Here is a 24,270-nt window from a genome sequence, read left to right on the forward strand (position 1 = left end):
ACATGCGCGAAACCGGTTTATTGAAACCTGCGGTGCTTTGGCTGCTGCTGTTGGCGCCGCTGTTTTTCAGCACCTACGGCTTCGCCACCTGGGTCACCAGCCAGCGCAGCGACGTCGGCACCCTGGTGTTCGGCTGGGAAACACACATGCCGTTCTGGGCATGGACAATCGTGCCCTACTGGTCCATCGACCTGCTTTACGGCTTCTCGTTGCTGCTACCCAACACGCGTCATGAGCTCAAACAGCATGCGCTGCGCCTGCTGAGTGCGCAGGTGATAGCCGTGAGTTGCTTCCTGATCTGGCCACTGCGCTTCACGTTTGAGCGGCCGGAACTGGACGGTGTGTTCGGTTGGTTGTTTGCGGTGCTGGCCGGTTTTGACAAGCCCTTCAACCAGGCGCCTTCGCTGCATATCGCGCTGCTGGTGATCCTGTGGGTGATGTACCAACGGCATACTCAAGGATTCTGGCGTTGGGTGGTGCACGGCTGGTTCGCGCTAATCGGGGTTTCGGTGCTGACCACTTATCAACATCACTTTATCGACTTACCCACAGGCGCCCTCGCGGGGTGGTTGTGCGTGTGGTTATGGCCGATGGAGCACCCGAGCCCCTTACTGAATGCACGGCTGACGCGGGATAACCAACGATGGCGGCTAGGGATACGCTATGGGCTGGGCGCAGTGATACTGACAGTGCTGGCCTGCTTATGCGGTGGCGCTTGCCTGTGGCTGCTATGGCCTGCGGTTTCTCTGGGGTTGATCACGGCCAACTACCTCGTACTCGGCGCGTCGGGCTTTCAAAAACGTGAGGATGGCCACCTTACGCCTGCGGCACGCTGGTTATATGCACCTTATCTGGCGGGCGCCTGGATCAATTCGCGGCTGTGGACGCGCAAACATCCTCAGGCCGATCCGATTGTGGATAACGTCTGGCTCGGGCGTATTCCTGCCACCCGCGAGCTGGGTTCATTCAAGGCCATTGTCGACTTATGCGCCGAACTGCCGATTAATCCACAGGGCCGTGCTTACGCCTGCGTGCCCGTGCTGGACCTGATCGCCCCAACCCCCGACGAATGCTTGAAAGCGGCCCACACCATTGAACGCCTGCAAGCGAGCGGCCCCCTGTTGGTGTGCTGTGCCCTCGGTTACTCACGCAGCGCCACCGCCGTCGCCGCCTGGCTGTTGAACACGGGGCGAGCCACCACGGTTGAGCAAGCGCTGGCTATTATTCGTACAGCGCGGGCCGATGTGGTCCTGCACCCCGAACACCGTCAAGCATTGGAGGGTTTGCCAAATGCCTGCTGATATGGAACTCCAGGTCGTCGCCAGCCTGTTGCGCCGCGGCCGCTCCCTGGATCAGTTATCCACAGGCCTGACGCTGCTAGGCGTGCTGTTTGGCCTCGCCCAGCTGCTGTTGGCCAGCATTTCCACCATTTGTCTGCTGTTGGCCCTGTGGATGATCGTGCTGGGCCTGCTGCAAAAGTATTGGGCGCTGCGGGTGGCCTTTGACGCCGACCTGTTCGCCCTGCTCGCTCGCGACACCACCCGCACGCCAGACCTGGACCAGGCCCTGCAAACCCTTGGCCTGCAATCGCCCAAGCGAGCCGGTCGGCCATGGACTGAACGCCGTCGCGGCGCCCTCAAACTGCTGCGTAAACAAGCCTGGCTGCTGGGCGCGCAAGCGCTGTTGACCCTGGGCGTCATTCTCGCCAGCCCTTGGCTACCTTTCGCCGGATAAGGAATTCCCATGTTCGAACCCGTGGTCGCCACGCTGATTACTTCCATGGCCCGCACCGTCACTGGCGCCCGCAGCCTGTGGCTGGGGTGCGCGCCGGTCCCGGTGCAGCGGATCTACTTCGCCAACCACAGCAGCCACGGCGACTTCGTCCTGGTGTGGGCATCACTGCCGCAGAACCTGCGCAAATTCACACGCCCGGTGGCTGGCAGTGATTACTGGAACAAGAGTGCGCTGCGCCGCTACATCATCAATCGAGTGTTCAATGGCGTGCTGATCGACCGTGAGCGCAAGGACCCTGTGGACAACCCATTGCAGCCCATGCTTGCGGCGTTGGAGGGCGGCGATTCGCTGATCATTTTTCCCGAAGGCACGCGCAATCTGGAGGATGGCTTGCTGCCGTTCAAAAGCGGTTTGTACCACCTGGCAAAGAGTTACCCACAGGCCGAGCTGGTCCCGGTGTGGATAGCCAACCTGAACCGGGTTATGCCCAAGGGCCGCGTATTGCCACTGCCCTTGTTATGCACCACCAGCTTCGGTGCCCCCCTGCAACTGGAAGAAGGCGAAGACAAAGCCGACTTCCTTGCCCGCAGCCGCGACGCCCTGCTCGCCCTTGCCCCGGAGCATTCCTGAGATGGATAGCCAAACCCTGATGTTATTTGGCGGCATCGGCGCGATCCTGGTCATCGCGTCGCTGATCGGCCTGATCCTCAAGCTGCGCACCCGTGGCAGCCCGAATGCCGTGATCGACAACCTCAACGCCCGCATCAACGCCTGGTGGGTGATGGTGGTGGTGATCGGCATCGCGTTCTGGCTCGGTACCGGCGCGGTGATCCTGCTGTTCTACGCGGTGTCGTTCTACGCCCTGCGCGAGTTCCTCACCCTCACGCCCACCCGACGCAGCGACTACCCGGCCCTGGTGGCCGCGTTCTACCTGGCCCTGCCGCTGCAATACCTGCTGATCTACGCCGACTGGTACGGGCTGTTCTCGATCTTCATCCCGGTGTACGTGTTCCTGCTGCTGCCGATCCTCGCCTCCCTGGGCGGCGACAGTACGCACTTTCTGGAACGGGCATCGAAGGTGCAATGGGGGCTGATGATCGCCGTGTTCTGCGTGTCTTTCGTCCCGGCACTACTGACCTTGGACATACCGGGCTACGAAGGCCGCAACCTGCTGCTGATCGCCTATCTGGTGATCGTGGTGCAACTGTCGGATGTATTGCAGTACGTGTGCGGCAAGCTGTTCGGCAAACGCAAGATCGCGCCCAACCTGTCGCCGTCGAAAACCGTGGAAGGATTTGTGGGCGGAATTCTGCTGTCCTCCTTGATCGGCGCGGCGCTGTGGTGGACCACACCGTTCAATCCCTGGCAGTCGTTTCTGATCGCGCTGCTGATCAACTTGCTGGGGTTTGCGGGAGGGATTGTGATGTCGGCGATCAAGCGTGACCGCGGTGTGAAGGACTGGGGGCACATGATCGAAGGACACGGCGGGATGTTGGATCGGCTGGATTCGGTGTGCTTTGCGGCGCCGATCTTCTTTCATCTCGTGCGCTACTGGTGGACCTGACCCACCCCTTTCTCAAACCCGATGGAGATCAAAATGTGGCAGCTGGCTTGCCTGCGAAAGCGGTAGTGCAGTAACAGATGCAGCGACTGACACGCCGCCTTCGCGGGCAGGCCCGCTCCCACAGGGGATATGCGCCTACCTGTAGGTTTTATGGTGCTTTCAATGCCTCTAGCCAATGATCTCGATATAACTAGACTCTCCGCCTCCGGTCGCACCCGATAGCCAGCCCCAAACGAAACTCAGGGTAGTGCGCCCTGCGTGATCAACACCTACCGTGCCTCGTGACCACCCTGCGAGCAGCTCCCCGTCCAGGGTGAAGCACTGATAAAGCAGCTCGATAGTATCTGGGCCGGTCACCCGCCCGACCTGCGTTCCCAGGCGAATTCGGCCCCCCTGATAAATGCTCGAAATCACCCCGTCTTCGACTTTGTAATGAAACACGGTGCCGGTACCGGACAGGCCTTGCGCGTTATTCGCGACCACAAACCGACGATTGTGCAGACGTGCGTGGACGGTAGCAGAAGGGCTTTGCATCAATACGCATCCTTGAATTGAGCGAATCCAGAACGAAAAAAAGGGGCTGTTTAAAACAGCCCCTATTGGGTACGTCAGTAAGGCTTATTCCACCGTCACCGACTTCGCCAGATTACGCGGCTGGTCAACGTCGGTGCCTTTGAGCACGGCGACGTAGTACGACAGCAACTGCAGCGGGATGGTGTAGAGGATCGGCGACAGCGTGTCGTGGATATGCGGCATGTTGATGACGTGGGTGCCTTCACCGTTGGTCATGCCGGCTTTTTCATCTGCGAAAACGATCAGTTGGCCGCCACGGGCGCGTACTTCCTGCAGGTTGGATTTGAGCTTCTCCAGCAGTTCGTTGTTCGGCGCCACGGTAACCACTGGCATGTCGTCGTCCACCAGGGCCAATGGGCCGTGCTTCAGTTCGCCGGCCGGGTAGGCTTCGGCGTGGATGTACGAGATCTCCTTGAGTTTCAGCGAGCCTTCCATCGCCACCGGGTACTGCGCGCCACGGCCGAGGAACAGGGTGTGGTTCTTGTCAGCGAACAGCTCGGCGACTTTTTCCACGGTGCTGTCCATGGCCAAGGCTTCACCCAGGCGGGTCGGCAGGCGACGCAGTTCTTCCACCAGGGTGGCTTCGACACCTTCGGCGAGGGTGCCGCGCACTTGGCCCAAGGACAGGGTCAGCAGCAACAGGCCCACCAGTTGGGTGGTGAAGGCTTTGGTGGAGGCCACGCCGATTTCGCGACCGGCCTGGGTCAGCAGGGTCAGGTCGGATTCACGCACCAGGGAGCTGATGCTGACGTTGCAAATCGCCAGACTGCCGAGGAAGCCCAGCTCCTTGGCGTTGCGCAAGGCAGCCAGGGTATCGGCGGTTTCACCAGACTGGGAAATGGTCACGAACAGGGTGTCGGGCTGCACCACGACCTTGCGGTAGCGGAACTCGCTGGCGACTTCGACCTGGCACGGGATGCCGGCCAGTTCTTCCAACCAGTAACGCGCCACCATACCGGCGTGGTAGCTGGTGCCACAGGCGACGATCTGCACGTTGCGCACTTTGGCGAACAGTTCGGCGGCTTGCGGGCCGAAAGCGTTCACCAATACTTGGTTCTGGCTCAGGCGACCTTCCAGGGTGCGCTGTACCACGGATGGTTGCTCGTGGATTTCCTTGAGCATGAAGTGGCGGAACTCGCCTTTGTCGGCGGCTTCGGCACCGTCGCGGTATTGCACGGCTTCGCGCTCGACGGACTGACCATTCACATCCCAGATCTGCACGCTTTCACGGCGGATGTCGGCAATGTCGCCTTCTTCCAGATACATGAAGCGGTCGGTCACTTGGCGCAGGGCCAGTTGGTCAGAGGCAAGGAAGTTCTCGCCCAGGCCCAGGCCGATCACCAATGGGCTGCCACTGCGTGCGGCAACCAGGCGGTCAGGCTGGCTGGCGCTGATCACGGCCAGGCCGTAGGCGCCATGCAGTTCCTTGACCGTGGCCTTGAGGGCGGTGGTCAGGTCGCTGTGATCCTTGAGCTTGTGGTTGAGCAGGTGGGCGATCACTTCGGTGTCGGTGTCCGAGGTGAAGACGTAGCCCAGGCCCTTGAGTTGTTCACGCAGCACTTCATGGTTTTCGATAATGCCGTTGTGCACCACGGCCAGGTCGCCGGAGAAGTGCGGGTGAGCGTTACGCTCGCACGGTGCACCGTGGGTGGCCCAACGGGTGTGGGCAATGCCCAGGCGGCCTGCCAGCGGCTCACCGGCCAGGGCTTGGTCCAGTTCGCTGACCTTACCCGGGCGGCGCATGCGCTCCAGCTTGCCGGCGTTGGTGAAGACGGCCACACCGGCGCTATCGTAGCCGCGGTATTCGAGGCGCTTGAGGCCTTCGATCAGGATGGCAGTAACGTTACGTTCGGCGACTGCGCCAACAATTCCACACATGGTGTTTCTCCTAGATGATTGCCGCGCATATCAGCGTAATGCCGCGGGCTTGGATCTGGTCGCGGGCCTCGAGCGGCAGGCGATCATCGGTAATAAGGGTATGGACGCTGCTCCAGGGCAGTTCCAGGTTGGGAATCTTGCGGCCGATCTTGTCGGATTCGACCATCACCACCACTTCACGGGCGACCTCGGCCATCACACGGCTCAAGCCCAGCAGTTCGTTGAAGGTAGTGGTACCGCGCTGCAGGTCGATGCCATCGGCACCGATGAACAGCTGGTCAAAGTCATAGGAACGCAGCACCTGCTCAGCGACCTGGCCCTGGAACGAATCCGAATGTGGGTCCCAGGTACCCCCGGTCATCAACAGCACCGGCTCGTGTTCCAATTCGCTCAAGGCGCGGGCCACGTTCAGGGAGTTGGTCATCACCACCAGGCCCGGCTGATGGCCCAGTTCGGGGATCATCGCGGCGGTAGTGCTGCCGCTGTCGATGATGATGCGCGCATGTTCACGCAAACGCTTCACGGCCGCACGGGCGATGGCGCGCTTGTAGGCCGAGATGGGCTGGGCAGCGTCGCCCACCAGCTCTTGGGGCATAGTGATTGCACCGCCGTAGCGACGCAGGAGCAAGCCGTTACTTTCGAGGGCAGCAAGGTCCTTGCGGATGGTCACTTCCGAAGTTTCGAAATGTTTGGCCAACTCGTCCACGCTGACTTCGCCCTGCTCGTTGAGCAAGGTGAGGATATTGTGGCGTCGCTGGGGGGTGTTTCGTTTCGACATGGTAGTGATAAGTTTCGTTTCGAAAGATAACGAAGGCAATCAAAACCTATTGGGGAAAGATCGTCAAGAGGCGGAAGGCATTTTTGTAGAGCTTTCGGACATGCCACTAAACAACTGTGGGAGCTGGCTTGCCTGCGATAGCTGCGTGTCAGGCGACATCATGATGAATGTCAGACCGCTATCGCAGGCAAGCCAGCTTCCACAGGAGTGAGTCTCAACCTATCGAGTTGTGGATAACTCAGCTCTTTTTGATCTTGACCGGGCGTTTCCAGCCGTCGATGTTGCGTTGGCGGGCGCGGGCAACGGCCAGTTGGGACTTATCCACATCCTGGTTGATGGTCGAGCCCGCTGCGGTGTTGGAACCATCACCGATGGTCACGGGAGCAACCAGCGAGTTATTGGACCCGATGAACACGTCTTCACCAATGGTGGTCTGGTACTTGTTGGCACCGTCATAGTTGCAGGTGATGGTGCCAGCGCCGATGTTGGTGCGTGCGCCGATGACGGCATCGCCCAGATAAGTCAGGTGGCCGACTTTGGCGCCTTCGCCGAGGTGAGCGTTTTTCAGTTCGACAAAGTTACCCACATGCGCCTTGGCCCCCAACTCGCTACCCGGACGCAAGCGCGCAAACGGCCCGGCATCGCTGCCCTCACCCATCACGGCACCGTCGATATGGCTGTTGGCCTTGACCACCACGCCTTTGCGCAAGGTGCTGTCCTTGATCACGCAGTTCGGACCGATGACCACACCGTCTTCAATGATCACGCGGCCTTCGAGGATCACATTGATATCGATCAGGACGTCGCGGCCCACCGTGACTTCGCCACGTACATCGAAACGCGCCGGGTCTCGCAGGGTCACGCCCTGGGTCATCAGGCGCAGGCCTTCGCGCAGTTGATAGTGACGTTCCAGCTCTGCCAGTTGTTTGCGGTCGTTGGCGCCCTGCACTTCCATCGGATGATGGGGCTGCTCGGTGGCGACCAGCAGGCCATCGCTGACGGCCATCTCGATGACGTCGGTGAGGTAGTACTCGCCCTGAGCGTTGTTGTTGGACAGGCGGCTCATCCAGTCGGCGAGCTTGTTGGCAGGCACGGCGAGAATGCCGGTATTGCCTTCAGTAATCGCGCGCTGGGCTTCGCTGGCATCTTTGTGTTCAACGATGGCAGCCACCTTGCCGTCGGCGTTGCGCACAATGCGGCCGTAGCCCGTAGGGTCATCCAGCTCAACGGTCAGCAGGCCCATCTGGCCAGGCACCACGTGCTTGAGCAGGCGTTGCAAGGTTTCCACTTCAATCAGCGGGACATCGCCGTAGAGGATCAATACCGTGTCCGCAGTGATGAAAGGCACAGCCTGCGCGGTCGCGTGGCCGGTGCCCAGTTGCTTGTCTTGCAATACGAAATTCAGATCGTCCGCAGCCAGACGCTCACGGACCACGTCGGCACCGTGGCCAATCACCACATGAATACGTTGTGGGTCCAACTGGCGGGCACTGTGGATAACATGGCCCAGCATGGAGTTGCCGGCAACCGGATGCAGTACCTTGGGCAGGGCTGAACGCATGCGGGTGCCCTGGCCTGCGGCGAGAATGACGATTTCAAGAGACATGAATGGCTACCAATCCTGGGCGGTCCGGGTTCAGACCAAAGAAGTGTTTTGCAAAAAAAGAAAAAGGGTAGCCGAGGCTACCCTTTTTAATCAATCACGCATGAAACAAAACGGCGACGCCGCTTACTTCTTGCGGATCTGCTGGAGAGTACGCAGCTGGGCTGCGGCCTCGGCCAGACGGACTGCAGCAGCGCTGTAGTCGAAGTCTGCGCCTTTTTCGTTCAGCGCCTTCTCGGCAGCCTTGACGGCTTCCTGAGCGGAGGCTTCATCCAGGTCGCCAGCACGTTGCACGGTGTCGGCAAGTACCTTGACCATGTTCGGCTGAACCTCGAGGAAACCACCGGAGATGTAAAACACCTCACGTTCCCCGCCTTGCTTGGTCAGAGTGATCGGACCTGGCTTCAAGCTTGTGATCAGCGGGGCGTGACCCATGGCGATACCAAGATCACCCAGGTCACCGTGCGCTGTTACAAACTCGACCAGACCGGAGAAAATTTCCCCTTCCGCGCTGACGATATCGCAATGGACTGTCATAGCCATCTGATTGCCTCAACCTGATGAGCGCCCGTTTCCGGGCGCCAGGATTACAGTTTCTTGGCTTTCTCGATCGCTTCTTCGATGCCGCCGACCATGTAGAACGCTTGTTCTGGCAGGTGGTCGTAGTCACCGTTGAGGATGCCTTTGAAGCCAGCAATGGTGTCTTTCAGGGAAACGTATTTACCCGAGGCACCGGTGAAGACTTCAGCCACGAAGAACGGCTGCGACAAGAAACGCTGGATCTTACGAGCACGGTTTACCAACTGCTTGTCGGCTTCCGACAGCTCGTCCATACCCAGGATCGCAATGATGTCCTTCAGTTCTTTGTAACGCTGCAGCACGTACTGAACACCGCGAGCGGTGTCGTAGTGCTCCTGGCCGATCACGTTCGGGTCCAGCTGGCGCGAAGTCGAGTCGAGTGGATCGACCGCTGGGTAGATACCCAGGGAAGCGATGTCACGGGACAGAACGACGGTGGCGTCCAAGTGGGCGAAGGTGGTGGCTGGCGACGGGTCGGTCAAGTCATCCGCAGGTACGTATACCGCTTGGATCGAGGTGATCGAACCTTCCTTGGTCGAAGTGATACGCTCTTGCAGAACGCCCATCTCTTCAGCCAGGGTCGGCTGGTAACCTACTGCCGAAGGCATACGGCCCAGCAGTGCGGATACTTCAGTACCGGCCAGGGTGTAACGGTAGATGTTGTCGACGAACAGCAGAACGTCGTTACCTTCGTCACGGAACTTCTCGGCCATGGTCAGGCCAGTCAGGGCTACGCGCAGACGGTTTCCCGGCGGCTCGTTCATCTGACCGTAAACCAGTGCCACTTTGTCCAGAACGTTGGAGTCCTTCATCTCGTGGTAGAAGTCGTTACCCTCACGAGTACGCTCACCAACACCTGCGAACACGGAATAACCGCTGTGCTCGATGGCGATGTTACGGATCAGTTCCATCATGTTTACGGTCTTGCCAACACCGGCACCACCGAACAGACCGACTTTACCGCCTTTGGCGAACGGGCAAACCAGGTCGATGACCTTGATGCCGGTTTCCAGCAGGTCGTTGCCGCCCGCTTGTTCTGCGAACGAAGGTGCTGCGCGGTGAATGCCCCAGCGCTCTTCGGTGGCAATCGGGCCAGCTTCGTCGATCGGGTTGCCCAGTACGTCCATGATCCGGCCCAGAGTCGCTTTACCGACCGGTACGGAGATGGCAGCGCCAGTGTCGACAACGTCCAGACCGCGCTTCAAGCCTTCGGTGGAACCCATCGCAATGGTACGAACTACGCCGTCGCCCAGCTGCTGCTGAACTTCCAGGGTAGTTTCCGCGCCTTGTACTTTCAGCGCGTTGTAGATGCTCGGTACGCTGTCGCGTGGAAATTCCACGTCGATAACGGCGCCGATGATTTGAACGATACGTCCGCTACTCATAGCTGGATCCTCTGAATATTTGAACCGTTAAACCGCGGCAGCGCCGCCGACGATTTCCGAGATCTCTTGGGTGATCGCAGCCTGACGCGCCTTGTTGTAGATCAGCTGCAAATCGCTGATCAGATCACCGGCGTTATCGGTAGCGTTTTTCATCGCGATCATCCGCGCCGCTTGTTCAGCTGCGTTGTTCTCGACCACCGCCTGGTACACCTGCGACTCCACGTAGCGCACCATCAAGCCGTCAAGCAGCTCTTTGGCGTCTGGTTCGTAGAGGTAGTCCCAGTGGTGCTTGAGTTCCTGATCCGGAGTCGCCACCAGTGGAATCAATTGCTCCACGGTTGGCTGCTGGGTCATGGTGTTGATGAACTTGTTGGATACCACGGAGAGGCGGTCAATACGGCCTTCCAGGTACGCATCCAGCATCACCTTCACACTGCCGATCAAATCATTGATCGACGGCTCTTCACCCAGGTGGCTGATAGCTGCAACGACGTTACCGCCGAAGTTGCGGAAAAAGGCCGCACCCTTGCTACCAACAACACACAGATCAATCTCGACGCCGTTTTCGCGGTTTACCGCCATGTCCTTGACCAGGGCCTTGAACAGGTTGGTATTCAGACCACCGCACAAACCACGGTCACTGCTCACTACCACATAACCCACACGCTTGACGGCGCGGTCGATCATGAACGGGTGGCGGTATTCCGGGTTGGCGTTGGCCAGATGCCCAATTACCTGGCGGATACGCTCCGCATAAGGACGGCTAGCAGCCATGCGCATTTGTGCCTTGCGCATTTTGCTGACCGCCACTTTTTCCATGGCGCTGGTAATTTTTTGCGTGCTTTTGATGCTCGCAATCTTACTGCGAATCTCTTTTGCGCCTGCCATGTAACACCTATCAGGTTAGCAAGCGGGAGCCTTGCGGCTCCCGCTGCGGCTTACCAGGTTTGGGTGGCCTTGAACTTCTCGATACCGGCTTTCATGCCAGCGTCGATATCGTCATTGAAGTCACCCTTCACGTTGATCTTCGCCATCAATTCGGCGTGATCGCGGTTGAAGTAAGCAATCAGCGCTTGTTCAAAGCTGCCGACCTTGGCGATTTCAACGTCGGTCAGGAACCCACGCTCAGCGGCATACAGCGACAACGCCATGTCAGCGATCGACATTGGGGCGTATTGCTTCTGCTTCATCAGCTCGGTAACGCGCTGACCATGCTCAAGTTGCTTACGGGTCGCTTCGTCCAGGTCAGAAGCGAACTGGGCGAATGCCGCCAGTTCACGATACTGAGCCAGAGCGGTACGGATACCACCGGAGAGCTTCTTGATGATCTTGGTCTGAGCGGCACCACCCACACGGGATACCGAAACACCGGCGTTCACTGCAGGGCGGATGCCCGAGTTGAACATGGCCGATTCCAGGAAGATCTGACCGTCGGTGATGGAAATCACGTTGGTCGGAACGAACGCGGAAACGTCGCCAGCCTGGGTTTCGATGATCGGCAGTGCGGTCAGGGAACCGGTTTTGCCGGTCACTGCGCCGTTGGTGAACTTCTCTACGTACTCTTCGGAAACGCGGGATGCGCGCTCCAGCAGACGGGAGTGGAGATAGAACACGTCGCCTGGGTAAGCTTCACGGCCTGGTGGACGGCGCAGCAGCAGGGAAATCTGGCGATAAGCCACTGCTTGCTTGGACAGATCGTCATAAACGATCAGCGCGTCTTCACCGCGGTCGCGGAAGAATTCACCCATGGTGCAGCCGGAGTACGGTGCCAGGAATTGCAGCGCAGGAGATTCCGAAGCACTGGCAGCCACGATGATCGTGTTGGCCAGGGCGCCGTTTTCTTCCAGCTTGCGAACCACGTTGGCGATGGTCGATTGCTTCTGACCGATGGCTACGTAGACGCAGAAAATGCCGCTGTCTTTCTGGTTGATGATCGCGTCGATCGCCAGAGCGGTTTTACCGATCTGACGGTCACCGATGATCAGCTCACGCTGGCCACGGCCGACTGGGATCATGGCATCGACAGCCTTGTAGCCAGTCTGTACAGGCTGGTCTACCGACTTACGCCAGATCACGCCTGGAGCAACTTTCTCGACCGCGTCGGTCTCGGTGTTGCCCAGTGGACCTTTACCGTCAACAGGGTTACCCAGTGCGTCGACTACGCGACCCAGCAGTTCCTTACCAACCGGAACTTCCAGGATGCGGCCTGTGCACTTGGCGCTCATGCCTTCAGCCAGACTGGTGTACGCGCCCAATACAACGGCACCTACGGAGTCTTGCTCCAGGTTGAGGGCCATACCGTAGACGCCGCCCGGAAACTCGATCATCTCGCCGTACATTACGTCGGCCAGACCGTGAATCCGCACGATGCCGTCAGATACGCTGACGACAGTGCCTTCGTTACGGGCTTGGGAGGTCACATCGAGCTTGTCGATGCGGCCCTTGATAATTTCACTTATTTCGGAAGGATTGAGTTGCTGCATTGCTCTGCTGCCCCTTCAAACTCAAGATTTCAATGCTTCGGCAAGTTTCGCGATTTTGCCGCGAATCGAGCCATCGATAACCAGGTCGCCGGCACGGATAACAACACCACCAATAAGCGATGCGTCCTCCGAAGCTTGCAGGCGCACTTCCCGATTGAGTCGTGCACTGAGAACCTTGGCGAGTTTGTCTTGCTGTTCTTGGTTCAATGCGAAAGCACTGGTCACTTCAACGTCTACCGATTTCTCTGCTTCGGCCTTGTACAGGTCGAACAGAGCGGCGATCTCCGGCAATAGCGGGAGACGGTCGTTTTCGGCAATGACGTGGATGAAGTTCTGCACCTTCACATCAAACTTGTCGCCGCACACTTCAATAAAAGTGGCGGCCTTGTCTGCGCTCGTCAGGCGCGGGGCCTTGAGCACGCGCTGCATGGTGTCGTCTTGCGACACTGCTGCAGCCAGGCCGAGCATGGCTGACCAAGAGGCCAGCTGCTGGTGGGCCTGGGCGTGCTCGAAGGCTGCCTTAGCGTAAGGTCGGGCCAACGTGGTCAGTTCTGCCATGATCGCCCTCGCTTAAATTTCAGCAGCCAGTTTGTTAACCAGCTCCGCGTGCGCGTTTTGATCGATTGTGGCACCGAGGATCTTCTCAGCACCGCCAACGGCCAGAGCACCCAGTTGGGCACGCAGCGCGTCTTTGACACCGTTCAGTTCCTGTTCGATCTCGGCATGAGCCGAAGCCTTCACACGGTCAGCTTCGACGCGGGCTTTTTCAACAGCCTCTTCGACGATCTGGTTACCGCGTTTCTTGGCTTGCTCAATGATCTCGGCTGCCTGTGCTTTAGCTTCGCGCAGTTGCTGACCCACTTTCTCGTGGGCCAACTCCAGGTCGCGAGCTGCACGGCTGGCAGCGTCCAAACCATCCGCGATCTTCTTCTGACGTTCGTGCAAAGCCGCGATGACCGGAGGCCACACGAACTTCATGCAAAACACTACAAAAATGAAGAACGCAACGGATTGGCCAATCAGGGTTGCATTAATGTTCACGCCAACACCTCGCTCATTCGTTGTCCATCACCCCAATCACTCGAAAAGTCGAGTGATTAGCCAGCGAGTTGACCAACGAAGGGGTTCGCGAAGGTGAAGAACAGTGCGATACCAACGCCGATCATGGTCACGGCGTCGAGCAGGCCGGCGACGATGAACATTTTAACTTGCAGCATTGGGACCATTTCTGGCTGACGCGCTGCGCCTTCCAGGAATTTGCCGCCCAGCAGGCCGAAACCAATGGCAGTACCCAGGGCGCCCAGGCCGATCAACAGTGCAACAGCGATAGCGGTTAGACCAACTACAGTTTCCATCTTTCCTCCCGACTTTTACGTCGTATGGTTTAGGTTTTTTAGATTTTAAAGCGGTAAAACAAATCGTTTCATAGCCCTGTTGGGCCACCTTCCCGTTTGACCGGGAAGGACATCAGACTAGTCGAGACTGGTCTTAATGGTTCTCTTCGTGCGCCATCGACAGGTAGACGATGGTCAGCATCATGAAGATGAAGGCCTGCAGGGTAATGATCAGGATGTGGAACACAGCCCACGCCCACTGCAGAACTACGCCCAGGCCGCTAAGCCAGAGCAGACCGCTGCCGAACATCACAGCGATCAGAATGAACACCAGCTCGCCGGCATACATGTTGCCGAACAGTCGCAGAGCCAGGGAAATCGGCTTGGCGATCAGGGTGACGAATTCCAGCAGGAAGTTCACCGGGATCAGCAGGGCTTGAACGAAGATGTTCTTGCTGCCGAACGGGTGCAGGGTCAGTTCGCCGATGAAGCCGCCGATGCCCTTGACCTTGATGCTGTAGAAAATGATCAGCGCGAATACCGACAGAGCCATGCCCAGTGTGGCGTTCGGGTCAGTGGTGGATACGGCGCGGAATGGAATGTGCGGGTCGCCGGAGATCGCCATGGCCAACTGAGGAATCCAGTCCACCGGAATCAGGTCGACGGCGTTCATCAGGAACACCCAGACGAAGATGGTCAGTGCCAGCGGTGCAATCACCGGGCTACGGCCATGGAAGCTGTCTTTCACGCTGCCATCGACGAATTCGACCAATACTTCAACGAAGTTCTGCAAAGCACCTGGCTGACCGGAAGTCGCCTTCTTTGCCGCCATGCGGAAAATCAGAACGAAGATCAGGCCCAATGCGACCGACCAACCCAGAGTATCCAGGTGGAAAGCCCAGAAACCCATTTCTTTGGCTTCTGCTGCGGTGTGGGCAAAGCCCCAGCCGCCATTAGGAAGCTGACCGAAGGTCAGGTTCTGCAAGTGGTGCTGGATATAGCCCGAAGCGGTTGTTTCTGCCATGGTTGCCTCAAACGCCCTAAGGTTTCGAAAGTCTTGTTTTCATTAGCAGGGGAGCGAACCAGCTGACCAGTTGGGTCAACACGAAGACGCCGAATACAGCCAGCGGCGCCAATGGCTTCACACCTGCAAAGGTCAGTGCAAACAGCACTGCCGTCAAAATCAGTTTCCCCGCCTCGCCGGCATAAAAAGACCGGACGATAGCCTGGGCTGCTCGGGCGCCGGAAAACCGAAAGGCCCTGTGAGCAAAATACATATTGGGCAGCAAGGCTATCAGGCCTCCGCAGAGTCCTGAATACCCGGCTACGACTCCATGCCAATACCAAAGCGCCAATGCGGCGATCAGCAAAATGACAAATTGAGCCAGTAGAACCGGAAAAACAGCCAAGCGATGGAACGGCAACGTGTTTGGCGTGCGGGTTTCCATCACTCTTGCTCCTCAATGGTCGGCTGCCGGAAATCAATAACTTGGCATAATTTGTGCCGACAAAATGCGCGCAGAGTATAGGGGCGGTTCAGCCCCTATTCAACTGTCGGGTAGTGATTTCCGATCACGCGCTACATAAGCAAATGTTTCAGCGGATGTGGGCAAGGACGCCTTGAAGCTCGTCAAGGGAGTTATATCCGATGACCAATTGCCCTTTGCCCTTCTTGCCGTGACGAATTTGCACCGCAGAGCCCAGGCGCTCGGCCAGGCGCTGCTCGAGTCGTGCGATATCGGGATCAGGTTTGGCGGTTTCGACCGGTGCAGGTTTGCCGCTGAGCCACTGGCGCACCAGCGCTTCAGTCTGACGCACGGTCAGGCCTCGTGCGACAACGTGTCGCGCCCCTTCAACCTGTTGATTTTCCGGCAAACCGAGCAACGCACGGGCATGGCCCATTTCCAGGTCGCCGTGGGACAACATGGTCTTGATCACTTCCGGCAGCGCGATCAAACGCAACAAGTTGGACACGGTGACGCGGGACTTGCCCACTGCCTCGGCCACTTGTTGCTGGGTGAGCTGGAATTCCTGCTGCAAACGCTGCAACGCAATCGCTTCTTCGATCGGGTTGAGGTCTTCACGCTGGATATTCTCGATCAACGCCATGGCGATCGCGGTTTCATCCGGTACATCGCGCACCATCGCCGGGATGGTTTCCTTGCCGGCCTGCTGGCTGGCACGCCAGCGGCGCTCCCCGGCGATGATCTCAAAGCGGCCACCGCCAATGGGGCGCACCACGATGGGCTGCATCACGCCCTGGGCCTTGATCGAGTTGGACAGTTCTTCCAGGGCCTGTGGGTCCATGTCCCGACGTGGCTGGTATTTGCCCCGCTGGATCAGGTCCAGCGGCAAGTGCTGCAGCTCGCGCTCGTCGGCCTGCACCGCTTGTTCTTCAAGCGATGTGACGGTCGGACCACTCAACAGTGCATCCAGTCCACGTCCGAGACCTCGTTTCTTGACGGCCATGGGGATTCCTTAAGTTGGCTGGGCTGCAGCGGTGCGTGAATTACGGCGTTGGCGACGAACCATCTCGCCAGCCAATGCCAGGTAGGCAATGGCACCACGCGAGGATTTGTCGTACGCCAGCGCGGGCATGCCATAGCTTGGCGCTTCGGCCAGGCGGATGTTGCGTGGAATCACGGTGTCGTACAACTGATCGCCAAAGTGCTCCTTGAGCTGCGCCGATACATCGTTCATCAGGCTCAGGCGCGGGTCATACATCGTACGCAGCAGGCCTTCGACTTTCAGGTTCGGGTTGAGCAACTCGGCAATTCGCTTGATGTTATCCACAAGGTCGCTCAAGCCTTCGAGAGCGAAGTACTCGCACTGCATGGGGATAATTACCCCATCGGCGGCAACCAGCGCGTTAAGCGTGAGCATCGACAGCGACGGTGGGCAGTCGATCAAAATGTAATCGTAGTTTTCGCGAATGGGCGCCAGGGCGCTGCGCAGACGGCTTTCTTTCATCTGCATTTCCAGCAGCACCACTTCCGCCGCGGTCAGATCGCGGTTGGCCGGCAGCAGTTGGTAACCGCCGTGCTCGGAATAGTGCATGGCCTGGGCCAGGTCGCATTCGCCAATCAGCAAATCGTAGACCGAGTTTTCCAGGCCGTGTTTATCCACACCGCTACCCATGGTGGCGTTGCCCTGTGGATCGAGATCGATCAACAGCACCCGACGCTTGGTCGCGACCAGGGATGCTGCGAGGTTGATACAGGTGGTGGTTTTACCCACGCCACCTTTCTGGTTCGCTATCGCGAATACCTTAGCCATTCTTGCTTGTGTTCCCAATCATGCCGTGCGGCGCAGTATCAGCAGATGGCGTTGGCCTTGGCAACCAGGTACGGCCAAGGCGTGTTCGCTATCGAGGTGGAAGTCTGCCGGCAATGCTAACAGCTCGTCGCTTGGATGAACGCCCTTCATTGCCAACCAGCGGGTATCACGGTCGCCCAGGTGGCGTGTCCAGTTGCTGAAGTTCTCCATGCTGCTGAACGCCCGAGACAAGATCCCGTTGAAAGGCAGTTCAGGCGTGAATGCTTCGACACGACTGTGGATAACTTGCAGGTTATCCAGCTTGAGTTCGAGTTTGACCTGGGTCAGGAAGCGGGTTTTCTTGCCGTTGCTGTCCAGGCAGGTCACGTGGGACTCGGGAAACAGGATCGCCAACGGGATGCCAGGCATGCCGCCGCCGCTGCCCACATCGAGCCAACGGCCATTTTCGATAAACGGCATCACGCTGAGGCTGTCGAGCAAATGCCGCGACACCATCTCGTCTGGGTCACGCACTGCTGTCAGGTTGTAAGCCTTGTTCCATTTGATCAACAGGGCCAGGTAGCCCAGCAGTAGCTCATGCTGGGCTTCGGTCAGGGCTACGCCCAACTGACGCGCTCCTGTGGATAACTCTTCGGCGTGTTGCGAGGTGACCAACGAACTCAAGCGCTTTGCTCCAACTGACGGCCCGCGCCGCGTTTTTTCAAATGAATCATCAACAGCGAGATGGCTGCCGGAGTGACGCCAGGGATACGTGAAGCCTGCCCGAGGGTTTCCGGCCGAGTTATCCCCAACTTGCTTTGAATTTCCTTCGACAACCCGGAAATCCCGCTGTAGTCGATATCCACAGGCAGTTTGGTGTCTTCACTGGCTCGCAGCCGGGCGATCTCGTCCTGCTGGCGATCAATGTAGCCTGCGTATTTGGTCTTGATTTCAACCTGTTCAGCAACCTGTGGGTCTTCTGCGCCCTGGCCAGTCACTTCGACCAGACCAGCGTAGTCGATTTCCGGGCGGGAAAGCAGGTTGAGCAAGTTGTACTCATGGGTCAACGGCGTGCCGAATTTTTCTGCAATGGCGTCGCCTTGCTCCGTGCCCGGGCGAACCCAGGTACTTTTCAGACGCTGTTCTTCGAGCGCAATGCTTTCGCGTTTTTTGCAGAAGGCCGCCCAGCGGGCGTCATCGACCAGGCCCAGCTCGCGACCTTTTTCGGTCAAGCGCAGGTCGGCGTTGTCTTCGCGCAGGATCAGACGGTATTCCGCCCGAGATGTGAACATCCGGTACGGTTCCTGGGTACCCAGGGTAATCAGGTCGTCGACCAATACGCCGATGTAGGCTTCATCGCGACGCGGGCACCAGCTGTCTTTGCCTTGTGCACGCAATGCTGCGTTGGTCCCGGCCAGCAAACCTTGGGCCCCGGCTTCTTCATAACCGGTAGTGCCGTTGATTTGGCCGGCGAAGAACAGGCCGCCGATCACTTTGGTTTCCAGGCTGTATTTCAGGTCGCGCGGGTCGAAGTAGTCGTACTCGATGGCGTAGCCCGGACGCACGATGTGCGCGTTTTCCATACCGCGAATCGACTGCACGATCTGGATTTGCACATCGAACGGCAGCGAAGTGGAAATTCCGTTGGGGTACAGCTCGTGGGTGGTCAAGCCTTCGGGTTCGATAAAGACCTGGTGGCTTTCCTTGTCGGCAAAGCGGTGGATCTTGTCTTCGATCGACGGGCAATAACGCGGGCCAATGCCTTCGATCACCCCGGAATACATCGGCGAACGATCAAGGTTCGCGGCAATGATTTCGTGGGTTCGGGCGTTGGTGTGGGTAATCCAGCAGCTGACCTGTTTCGGGTGCTGTTCTTTGGAACCCATGAACGACATGACCGGGATCGGCGTGTCGCCGGCTTGCTCGGTCATCATCGAGAAATCCACAGAACGCCCATCAATGCGTGGCGGGGTTCCGGTTTTCAAACGGCCGACGCGCAGCGGTAGTTCACGCAGACGTTTTGCCAAGGCAATCGACGGCGGGTCACCGGCACGACCACCGGAATAATTTTGCATACCGATGTGGATAAGTCCGCCGAGGAACGTGCCCGTGGTCAGTACGACCGAATCTGCATGAAAACGCAGACCCATTTGCGTAACGACACCGCGTACCTGGTCCTGCTCGACGATCAAGTCATCGGCGGCCTGCTGAAATATCCACAGGTTCGGCTGGTTTTCCAGGGTTTCGCGTACCGCGGCCTTGTACAGGATGCGGTCGGCCTGAGCCCGGGTAGCACGTACGGCCGGGCCTTTGCGGCTGTTGAGCACGCGAAATTGAATACCACCCTTGTCGGTGGCCATCGCCATTACCCCGCCAAGGGCATCGATTTCCTTGACCAGATGGCTTTTGCCAATCCCGCCAATTGCGGGGTTGCAACTCATGGCACCGAGGGTTTCCACGTTATGCGTCAGCAACAGGGTTTTTACGCCCATGCGTGCTGACGCCAGTGCTGCCTCGGTACCGGCATGACCGCCGCCGATGACGATCACTTCAAAACGGGAAGGGAAATCCACCACGCACCTCGTGCCTGCTTATGTAGGTAATCAGGAATTGTTTGTTGAAAGGGTTCTACAGCTTTGGCGGCAAGTATAGGGACTTCGCCCTTCCTAAAGAACCCTTTGCACAAAATTTAACCAGCTGTGGATGAATCACAGACAATAGAAATTAAAAGAGAGAAATTTATTAAATCTTTGTTTTTATGTTTATTTATACTGAGCAACATTTCTGTGGATAGATCTCTGCAGGCCTTTATTTTCAATGTGTACAGCGATTCAAAACGTTGTGGTCATCTGCCGATGAGGCCCTTGGATAAGTGCTTTAAGCCTGTGGATTAAACGACTGGTTATCCACAGGTGGGTTTTTACTCAGGTTTCAGGCCCTGTTATCAACTGGGCACAACCGCGGTTATTCACAGGGCTTAATCCACAGAAACGGCCGATTTCGTCCACGGCAAAGCTGGGAATTAATCCCGGGTGGGACAAAAACAGATCTATTGTGGGAAAACACTGGGCCAGTTAATAATAGCGATTATCATTAACCTACCTTGTCGCGACTATGCCTTCCTCCTCACATACCGCAGCGGTCCAGCACATCTATGAACAGCACCATTCGTGGTTGCGCGGATGGCTCAAGGGAAAATTGCATAACGCCAGCGATGCAGCCGATGTGGCCCACGATACGTTCGTGCGCATGCTCGGTGGATGTCACGCAGCGCAGATCCGTGAACCACGGGACTATCTGACGACCATCGCCAGGGGTCTGGTGATTGACCGCTATCGGCGGCACGCCATCGAGCAGGCCTACAGGCAAACCCTGGCAGAGCGTCCCGAAACCACAGCTATCAGTGAAGAAGACAAGGCAATCATCATCGAAACCCTGGTGGCTGTGGATAAAGCGCTGTCTGGCCTGGGTGAGCGGGCACGGCGAATTTTCGTGCTCGCACAGATTGAAGGGCTGACTTATCAACAGATCGCCGATCAACTGCAGGTATCGCTGACCACGGTGAAGAAACACATGATCCGCGCCCTCACCGAATGCTCCCTGATCATGGCCAGCCGGTAATGGTCAGCCCCGACCGCAAGACGTTCGAGGCCGCTGCCAGTTGGTACGTGCAATTTCAGTCGCAACCACCGACGCCCGCACAACATCAAGCCTGGCAGCAGTGGCTTAATCGTGACCCATCCCACCAGGCGGCTTGGAACCAGATGGAGCAGTTGCAGCGCAGCCTTGGTGCCCTGTCCCCTGACCTCACACGCCGCGCGTTGTCCACCACGCAACAGCGGCGCCAGGTCCTCAAGTGGGTGCTGGTGCTCAGCGGCGGTGGCTATCTGGGGTGGAAGGTCCAGCAACATACGTCGCTGGGCAACGTATGGGCTGATTACCGCACGTCGGTGGGCCAGAGGCGACGCATCGAGCTGGCGGATGGCACGCAGATCAATCTCAATACTCATACCGCTATCGATGTGGCATTTGATGGGCGACAACGTTTGATCCGTCTGCGCGAGGGTGAAGTACTTATCCACACCGGCACACGGGGTGGGCACTTACCGTTTTATGTCGAAACTCGCCAAGGCCGGGTCCAGGCGCTGGGCACTCGGTTTACTGTGCGCCAACTGCCCGACGCCACGCGGGTTGGTGTCTTGGAAGAACGGGTTGAGATATCCCCCGGCGACCAACCCGAACTTCGCCGCACTATTGGCGCGGGTGAGAGCGCAGAGTTTGATCGGCGCAATGTGCGCCCTGCCCAGCGATATGGCGGTGTACAGGCCGCCTGGGTCGATGGCCAACTGATCGTGCTCGATGCACGGCTGGGAGAAGTTATCGATGAGTTGGCGCGCTATCGGCCGGGCGTATTGCATTGCGACCCAGCCTCTGCGGGCCTACGCGTTTCCGGGACCTTCCGTCTGGACTCAACCGATGCCGTCCTCGCTAACCTGCAAGCGAGCCTGCCGATTCAAGTGAAATACTTTACGCGCTATTGGGTGTCGGTCACCCGAATCGGCTAATCGAAAAATAATCCACAGAGGGGTTATCTTTTTTTGACCTGGTGCGGCCCTACAGGTAATCACGACGCTACCTTCAGGGCTTACTCACCTATGCGCCTTCCCACCCCGCTCCGCAAACGACTTTCCTGCCATGGCATGACGTACGGTCTGCAGTTCATCACCGCTACGACCGGTGTGTTGTTATCCAGCGCCGTCATGGCGGCCAGCGCAACGCAACACTTTGCAATTGCCGCAGGCCCGCTGGACAACGCCTTGAGCCAGTTTGCCGCCAAGGCCAATGTGATTCTGTCCTTCTCGCCACAGCAAACGGCGCGTTTGAATACGCCAGGGCTGCAAGGTGACTATTCGGTGGACCAGGGCTTTGCGCTGCTGCTGCAGAACTCTGACCTGCAGGCGGTCGCACAGGCTCCCGGCAGCTATGTATTACAGGCTTCCCCCGCTGGCCGACTCACATTGGCACCGACCACTGTGAGCACTTATCAACAGGGCGGCTTCAATCAAGAGATCGCCGGGGATGTAGGCTACAAGGCGCAGAACAGCCGGATCGGCACGAAGACCAGCACACCGCTGTCCGAGACTCCGCGTTCGGTGTCCGTTGTCACTGGCCAGCGTATCAAGGACCAGAAATCTCAAACCCTGACAGACGTGTTGGGCTACGTACCGGGAATCTTCGCCCCACCGTTCGCGGCGGGCGATGGCTTGGCAGGCGATCTGTTTTTCATTCGCGGTTTCAACGCCACGGATTACGGCTACGGCCTGCTGCGAGATGGCCTGCGGGTGCAAGGCAATCGATACGACACCACCAGTGAACCCTACGGCCTGGAACGGGTCGAGATTTTCCGCGGCCCGTCTTCCCTGCTCTACGGTGAAAACGCACCCGGTGGTTTGGTTAATCTGGTAAGTAAACACCCGACTGCAACCCCGCAAGGCGAGGTGCAGGTGAGTTATGGTTCGAACAATCGACGCCAGTTGGGTGTGGATATCTCGGGCCCGCTCAACGACAGTGACAATATTCTGGGCCGGGTGGTGATACTGGGGCGTAAATCCGACACACAGACCGATCACGTCCCGGACGATCGTCTGTATATCGCGCCATCCCTGACCCTGAACTTCGACGACTACAACACCCTGACGCTGCTGGCCAACTACCAGAAAGACCATACCAACCTGGAACTTGGCCTACCCGCCGCCGGTACGCTGCTTACAAATCCCAACGGGAAGCTGTCCAAACACACCCTGCTGGGCAATCCGGACTGGAACACATTTGAACGCGAAGCGTGGAGCACCGGCTATGAGTTCAGCCACAGCTTCAATGATGACTGGCAGTTCCGTCAGAACTCGCGCTATATGCAGTCACGCATCAACCGGCACGAAACCTGGCCTGGATCATTGAATAACGGTGGCTTCGGCACCCGGCTGAACATGAACGCCTATGACCGCTACAACAAATCGATGGTCTATTCCCTGGATAACCAGCTCGAAGGCAAGTTCCAGTTGGGCAGTGTGGAAAACACAGTGCTATTGGGCGCCAGCTATGACCGAACCTCGTTCAATCAAGACTGGGATGCGGGTTTCGCCGGCACCATCGATGTGTATAACCCGGTGTACCTGCGCGACCCGCTCACTCCCCTGGCAGTGCAAAACACTTTGCTTGAACAGCAGATGAAAGGGGTTTATGCCCAGATCCAAAGCAAATACGACCATTGGCTCTTTCTGCTCGGAGGCCGCCAGGATTGGGTCGACAGCAATTACCGAGACAAGGTCAAGCCATCGAGCAATATCAACTCACAGGATCGTAAATTCACTTACCAGGGCGGGGTGATGTACCAGTTCGACAACGGCCTTACGCCGTATGTCAGCTATTCCACCGCGTTTGTCCCCGTGCAGCAGATCTCCAACGCCGGCTCGCCGTTGAAACCGATCACCAGCAGCCAATATGAAGTGGGCGTTAAGTACGAACCGATCGGCTGGGATACGGCGATGACCGTGTCGGTGTATGACCTGCGCAAGCAGGACGATACCTACCTCGATGCCACCACCAACAGCTATCGCCAAGTCGGTGAAAGTCGCGCCAAGGGCGTGGAAGTCGAGGTCAACAGCAACATCAGCTCCAACTTCAACGTGACGGCGGCCTATACCTACACTGACGCCCGGATAACCAAGGATTCGGCCACTTCGCTGGTAGAAGGCCGTCAGATGACAGGCGTGCCGCGTAACCAGGCTTCGGTGTGGGGCAAATATCGCTTTCTCGACGGCCAACTCAAGGGTTTCTCCCTGGGCGGCGGGGTGCGCTATTTCGACAGTACCTTTTCCTACACCCCGCCTACGCTCTACGGGAAGCTGGACGCAGGAAGCGTCACCTTGGTGGATGCGGCACTGGGTTATCAGATCAACCCACACTGGTCGGTGGACCTGAACGCCAAGAACCTGTTCGACAAGGAATATGTATCCGGTTGCAACGATGCGGGGCGTTGCTATTGGGGTGACAGCCGTACCTTGCTCGGTACGGTGTCTTACAACTGGTAGACGAGGTGGATAA

24 protein-coding genes are annotated in these 24,270 nt (G+C 58.1%); 7 read left to right on the forward strand and 17 right to left on the reverse strand.

Going from position 1 to position 24,270, the window contains the following annotated elements:
* Window positions 1-2 precede the first annotated feature (2 nt).
* From BT204_RS02725 to BT204_RS02740, 4 genes are read left to right on the forward strand one after another with little or no spacing between them, the layout of a single operon-like run.
* Complete coding sequence (locus BT204_RS02725; RefSeq protein ID WP_072445678.1) at window positions 3-1,301, forward strand: phosphatase PAP2/dual specificity phosphatase family protein; 1,299 nt, start codon at window positions 3-5, stop codon at window positions 1,299-1,301.
* Complete coding sequence (locus BT204_RS02730; protein ID WP_054896098.1) at window positions 1,291-1,734, forward strand: hypothetical protein; 444 nt, start codon at window positions 1,291-1,293, stop codon at window positions 1,732-1,734. Before BT204_RS02725 ends, BT204_RS02730 begins: the two co-directional genes overlap by 11 nt.
* A 9-nt stretch (window positions 1,735-1,743) precedes the next feature.
* Window positions 1,744-2,364, forward strand: a complete 621-nt coding sequence (locus tag BT204_RS02735; protein ID WP_034129175.1) for a lysophospholipid acyltransferase family protein — start codon at window positions 1,744-1,746, stop codon at window positions 2,362-2,364.
* A 1-nt stretch (window position 2,365) separates the two neighbouring features.
* Complete coding sequence (locus BT204_RS02740; protein ID WP_034129176.1) at window positions 2,366-3,298, forward strand: phosphatidate cytidylyltransferase; 933 nt, start codon at window positions 2,366-2,368, stop codon at window positions 3,296-3,298.
* 168 nt (window positions 3,299-3,466) lie between these two features.
* Here BT204_RS02740 and BT204_RS02745 read toward each other — a convergent pair whose 3' ends face one another.
* The 17 genes from BT204_RS02745 to mnmG all read right to left on the reverse strand — a co-directional run bounded on the left by BT204_RS02745 (window position 3,467) and on the right by mnmG (window position 19,739).
* A complete protein-coding gene (locus tag BT204_RS02745; RefSeq protein ID WP_072445679.1) occupies window positions 3,467-3,832 on the reverse strand; it encodes an avidin-fold protein in 366 nt (121 codons plus the stop codon).
* Between the two features lie 84 nt (window positions 3,833-3,916).
* Window positions 3,917-5,749, reverse strand: coding sequence for a glutamine--fructose-6-phosphate transaminase (isomerizing) (gene glmS, locus BT204_RS02750; RefSeq protein ID WP_054917001.1), 1,833 nt, complete (start codon window positions 5,747-5,749; stop codon window positions 3,917-3,919).
* Between the two features lie 10 nt (window positions 5,750-5,759).
* Window positions 5,760-6,527 carry a DeoR/GlpR family DNA-binding transcription regulator gene (locus tag BT204_RS02755; RefSeq protein ID WP_003195822.1) on the reverse strand — a complete coding sequence of 256 codons (768 nt, stop codon included), beginning with the start codon at window positions 6,525-6,527 and terminating at the stop codon, window positions 5,760-5,762.
* 238 nt (window positions 6,528-6,765) lie between these two features.
* Window positions 6,766-8,133: a bifunctional UDP-N-acetylglucosamine diphosphorylase/glucosamine-1-phosphate N-acetyltransferase GlmU gene (gene glmU, locus BT204_RS02765; protein ID WP_072445680.1), complete on the reverse strand. Its 1,368-nt coding sequence runs from the start codon at window positions 8,131-8,133 to the stop codon at window positions 6,766-6,768.
* Between the two features lie 123 nt (window positions 8,134-8,256).
* Complete coding sequence (locus BT204_RS02770; RefSeq protein WP_003195825.1) at window positions 8,257-8,673, reverse strand: F0F1 ATP synthase subunit epsilon; 417 nt, start codon at window positions 8,671-8,673, stop codon at window positions 8,257-8,259.
* Window positions 8,674-8,717: 44 nt separating this feature from the next.
* On the reverse strand, window positions 8,718-10,094 hold the full coding sequence (gene atpD, locus BT204_RS02775) for a F0F1 ATP synthase subunit beta (protein ID WP_003195827.1): 1,377 nt from the start codon (window positions 10,092-10,094) through the stop codon (window positions 8,718-8,720).
* Between the two features lie 27 nt (window positions 10,095-10,121).
* Window positions 10,122-10,982: a F0F1 ATP synthase subunit gamma gene (atpG, locus tag BT204_RS02780; protein ID WP_003233565.1), complete on the reverse strand. Its 861-nt coding sequence runs from the start codon at window positions 10,980-10,982 to the stop codon at window positions 10,122-10,124.
* A 50-nt stretch (window positions 10,983-11,032) separates the two neighbouring features.
* A complete protein-coding gene (gene atpA, locus BT204_RS02785) occupies window positions 11,033-12,577 on the reverse strand; it encodes a F0F1 ATP synthase subunit alpha (protein ID WP_003195831.1) in 1,545 nt (514 codons plus the stop codon).
* A 21-nt stretch (window positions 12,578-12,598) separates the two neighbouring features.
* On the reverse strand, window positions 12,599-13,135 hold the full coding sequence (locus tag BT204_RS02790; RefSeq protein WP_003195833.1) for a F0F1 ATP synthase subunit delta: 537 nt from the start codon (window positions 13,133-13,135) through the stop codon (window positions 12,599-12,601).
* A 12-nt stretch (window positions 13,136-13,147) separates the two neighbouring features.
* Window positions 13,148-13,618, reverse strand: a complete 471-nt coding sequence (locus tag BT204_RS02795; protein ID WP_003195835.1) for a F0F1 ATP synthase subunit B — start codon at window positions 13,616-13,618, stop codon at window positions 13,148-13,150.
* A 56-nt stretch (window positions 13,619-13,674) separates the two neighbouring features.
* Window positions 13,675-13,932 (reverse strand): F0F1 ATP synthase subunit C, encoded by a 258-nt coding sequence (gene atpE / locus BT204_RS02800; protein ID WP_002555987.1) that lies wholly within the window; start codon window positions 13,930-13,932, stop codon window positions 13,675-13,677.
* A gap of 133 nt (window positions 13,933-14,065) precedes the next feature.
* On the reverse strand, window positions 14,066-14,935 hold the full coding sequence (gene atpB, locus BT204_RS02805) for a F0F1 ATP synthase subunit A (protein ID WP_003195886.1): 870 nt from the start codon (window positions 14,933-14,935) through the stop codon (window positions 14,066-14,068).
* 16 nt (window positions 14,936-14,951) lie between these two features.
* Window positions 14,952-15,359 carry a F0F1 ATP synthase subunit I gene (locus BT204_RS02810; protein ID WP_010565865.1) on the reverse strand — a complete coding sequence of 136 codons (408 nt, stop codon included), beginning with the start codon at window positions 15,357-15,359 and terminating at the stop codon, window positions 14,952-14,954.
* Window positions 15,360-15,507: 148 nt separating this feature from the next.
* Window positions 15,508-16,380: a ParB/RepB/Spo0J family partition protein gene (locus BT204_RS02815; RefSeq protein WP_003195890.1), complete on the reverse strand. Its 873-nt coding sequence runs from the start codon at window positions 16,378-16,380 to the stop codon at window positions 15,508-15,510.
* A 9-nt stretch (window positions 16,381-16,389) separates the two neighbouring features.
* On the reverse strand, window positions 16,390-17,187 hold the full coding sequence (locus tag BT204_RS02820) for a ParA family protein (RefSeq protein WP_005792605.1): 798 nt from the start codon (window positions 17,185-17,187) through the stop codon (window positions 16,390-16,392).
* Between the two features lie 18 nt (window positions 17,188-17,205).
* Window positions 17,206-17,850: a 16S rRNA (guanine(527)-N(7))-methyltransferase RsmG gene (rsmG, locus tag BT204_RS02825; protein WP_072445681.1), complete on the reverse strand. Its 645-nt coding sequence runs from the start codon at window positions 17,848-17,850 to the stop codon at window positions 17,206-17,208.
* Entirely contained in the window at window positions 17,847-19,739 is a 1,893-nt protein-coding gene (mnmG, locus tag BT204_RS02830) for a tRNA uridine-5-carboxymethylaminomethyl(34) synthesis enzyme MnmG (RefSeq protein ID WP_072445717.1), read from the reverse strand. The genes rsmG and mnmG overlap by 4 nt, the downstream gene beginning before the upstream one ends.
* A 541-nt stretch (window positions 19,740-20,280) precedes the next feature.
* On the opposite strand from mnmG, the gene BT204_RS02835 reads away from it, so the two are divergent.
* The 3 genes from BT204_RS02835 (at window position 20,281) to BT204_RS02845 (ending at window position 24,257) form a co-directional block, all read left to right on the forward strand.
* Complete coding sequence (locus BT204_RS02835; RefSeq protein ID WP_057975203.1) at window positions 20,281-20,787, forward strand: sigma-70 family RNA polymerase sigma factor; 507 nt, start codon at window positions 20,281-20,283, stop codon at window positions 20,785-20,787.
* Window positions 20,787-21,731 carry a FecR domain-containing protein gene (locus tag BT204_RS02840; RefSeq protein ID WP_072445682.1) on the forward strand — a complete coding sequence of 315 codons (945 nt, stop codon included), beginning with the start codon at window positions 20,787-20,789 and terminating at the stop codon, window positions 21,729-21,731. Before BT204_RS02835 ends, BT204_RS02840 begins: the two co-directional genes overlap by 1 nt.
* 135 nt (window positions 21,732-21,866) lie before the next feature.
* Window positions 21,867-24,257: a TonB-dependent siderophore receptor gene (locus BT204_RS02845; protein ID WP_175550953.1), complete on the forward strand. Its 2,391-nt coding sequence runs from the start codon at window positions 21,867-21,869 to the stop codon at window positions 24,255-24,257.
* Window positions 24,258-24,270 lie beyond the last annotated feature (13 nt).

Source organism: Pseudomonas sp. NFPP02 (assembly GCF_900119355.1).
Lineage (GTDB): Bacteria > Pseudomonadota > Gammaproteobacteria > Pseudomonadales > Pseudomonadaceae > Aquipseudomonas > Aquipseudomonas paracarnis.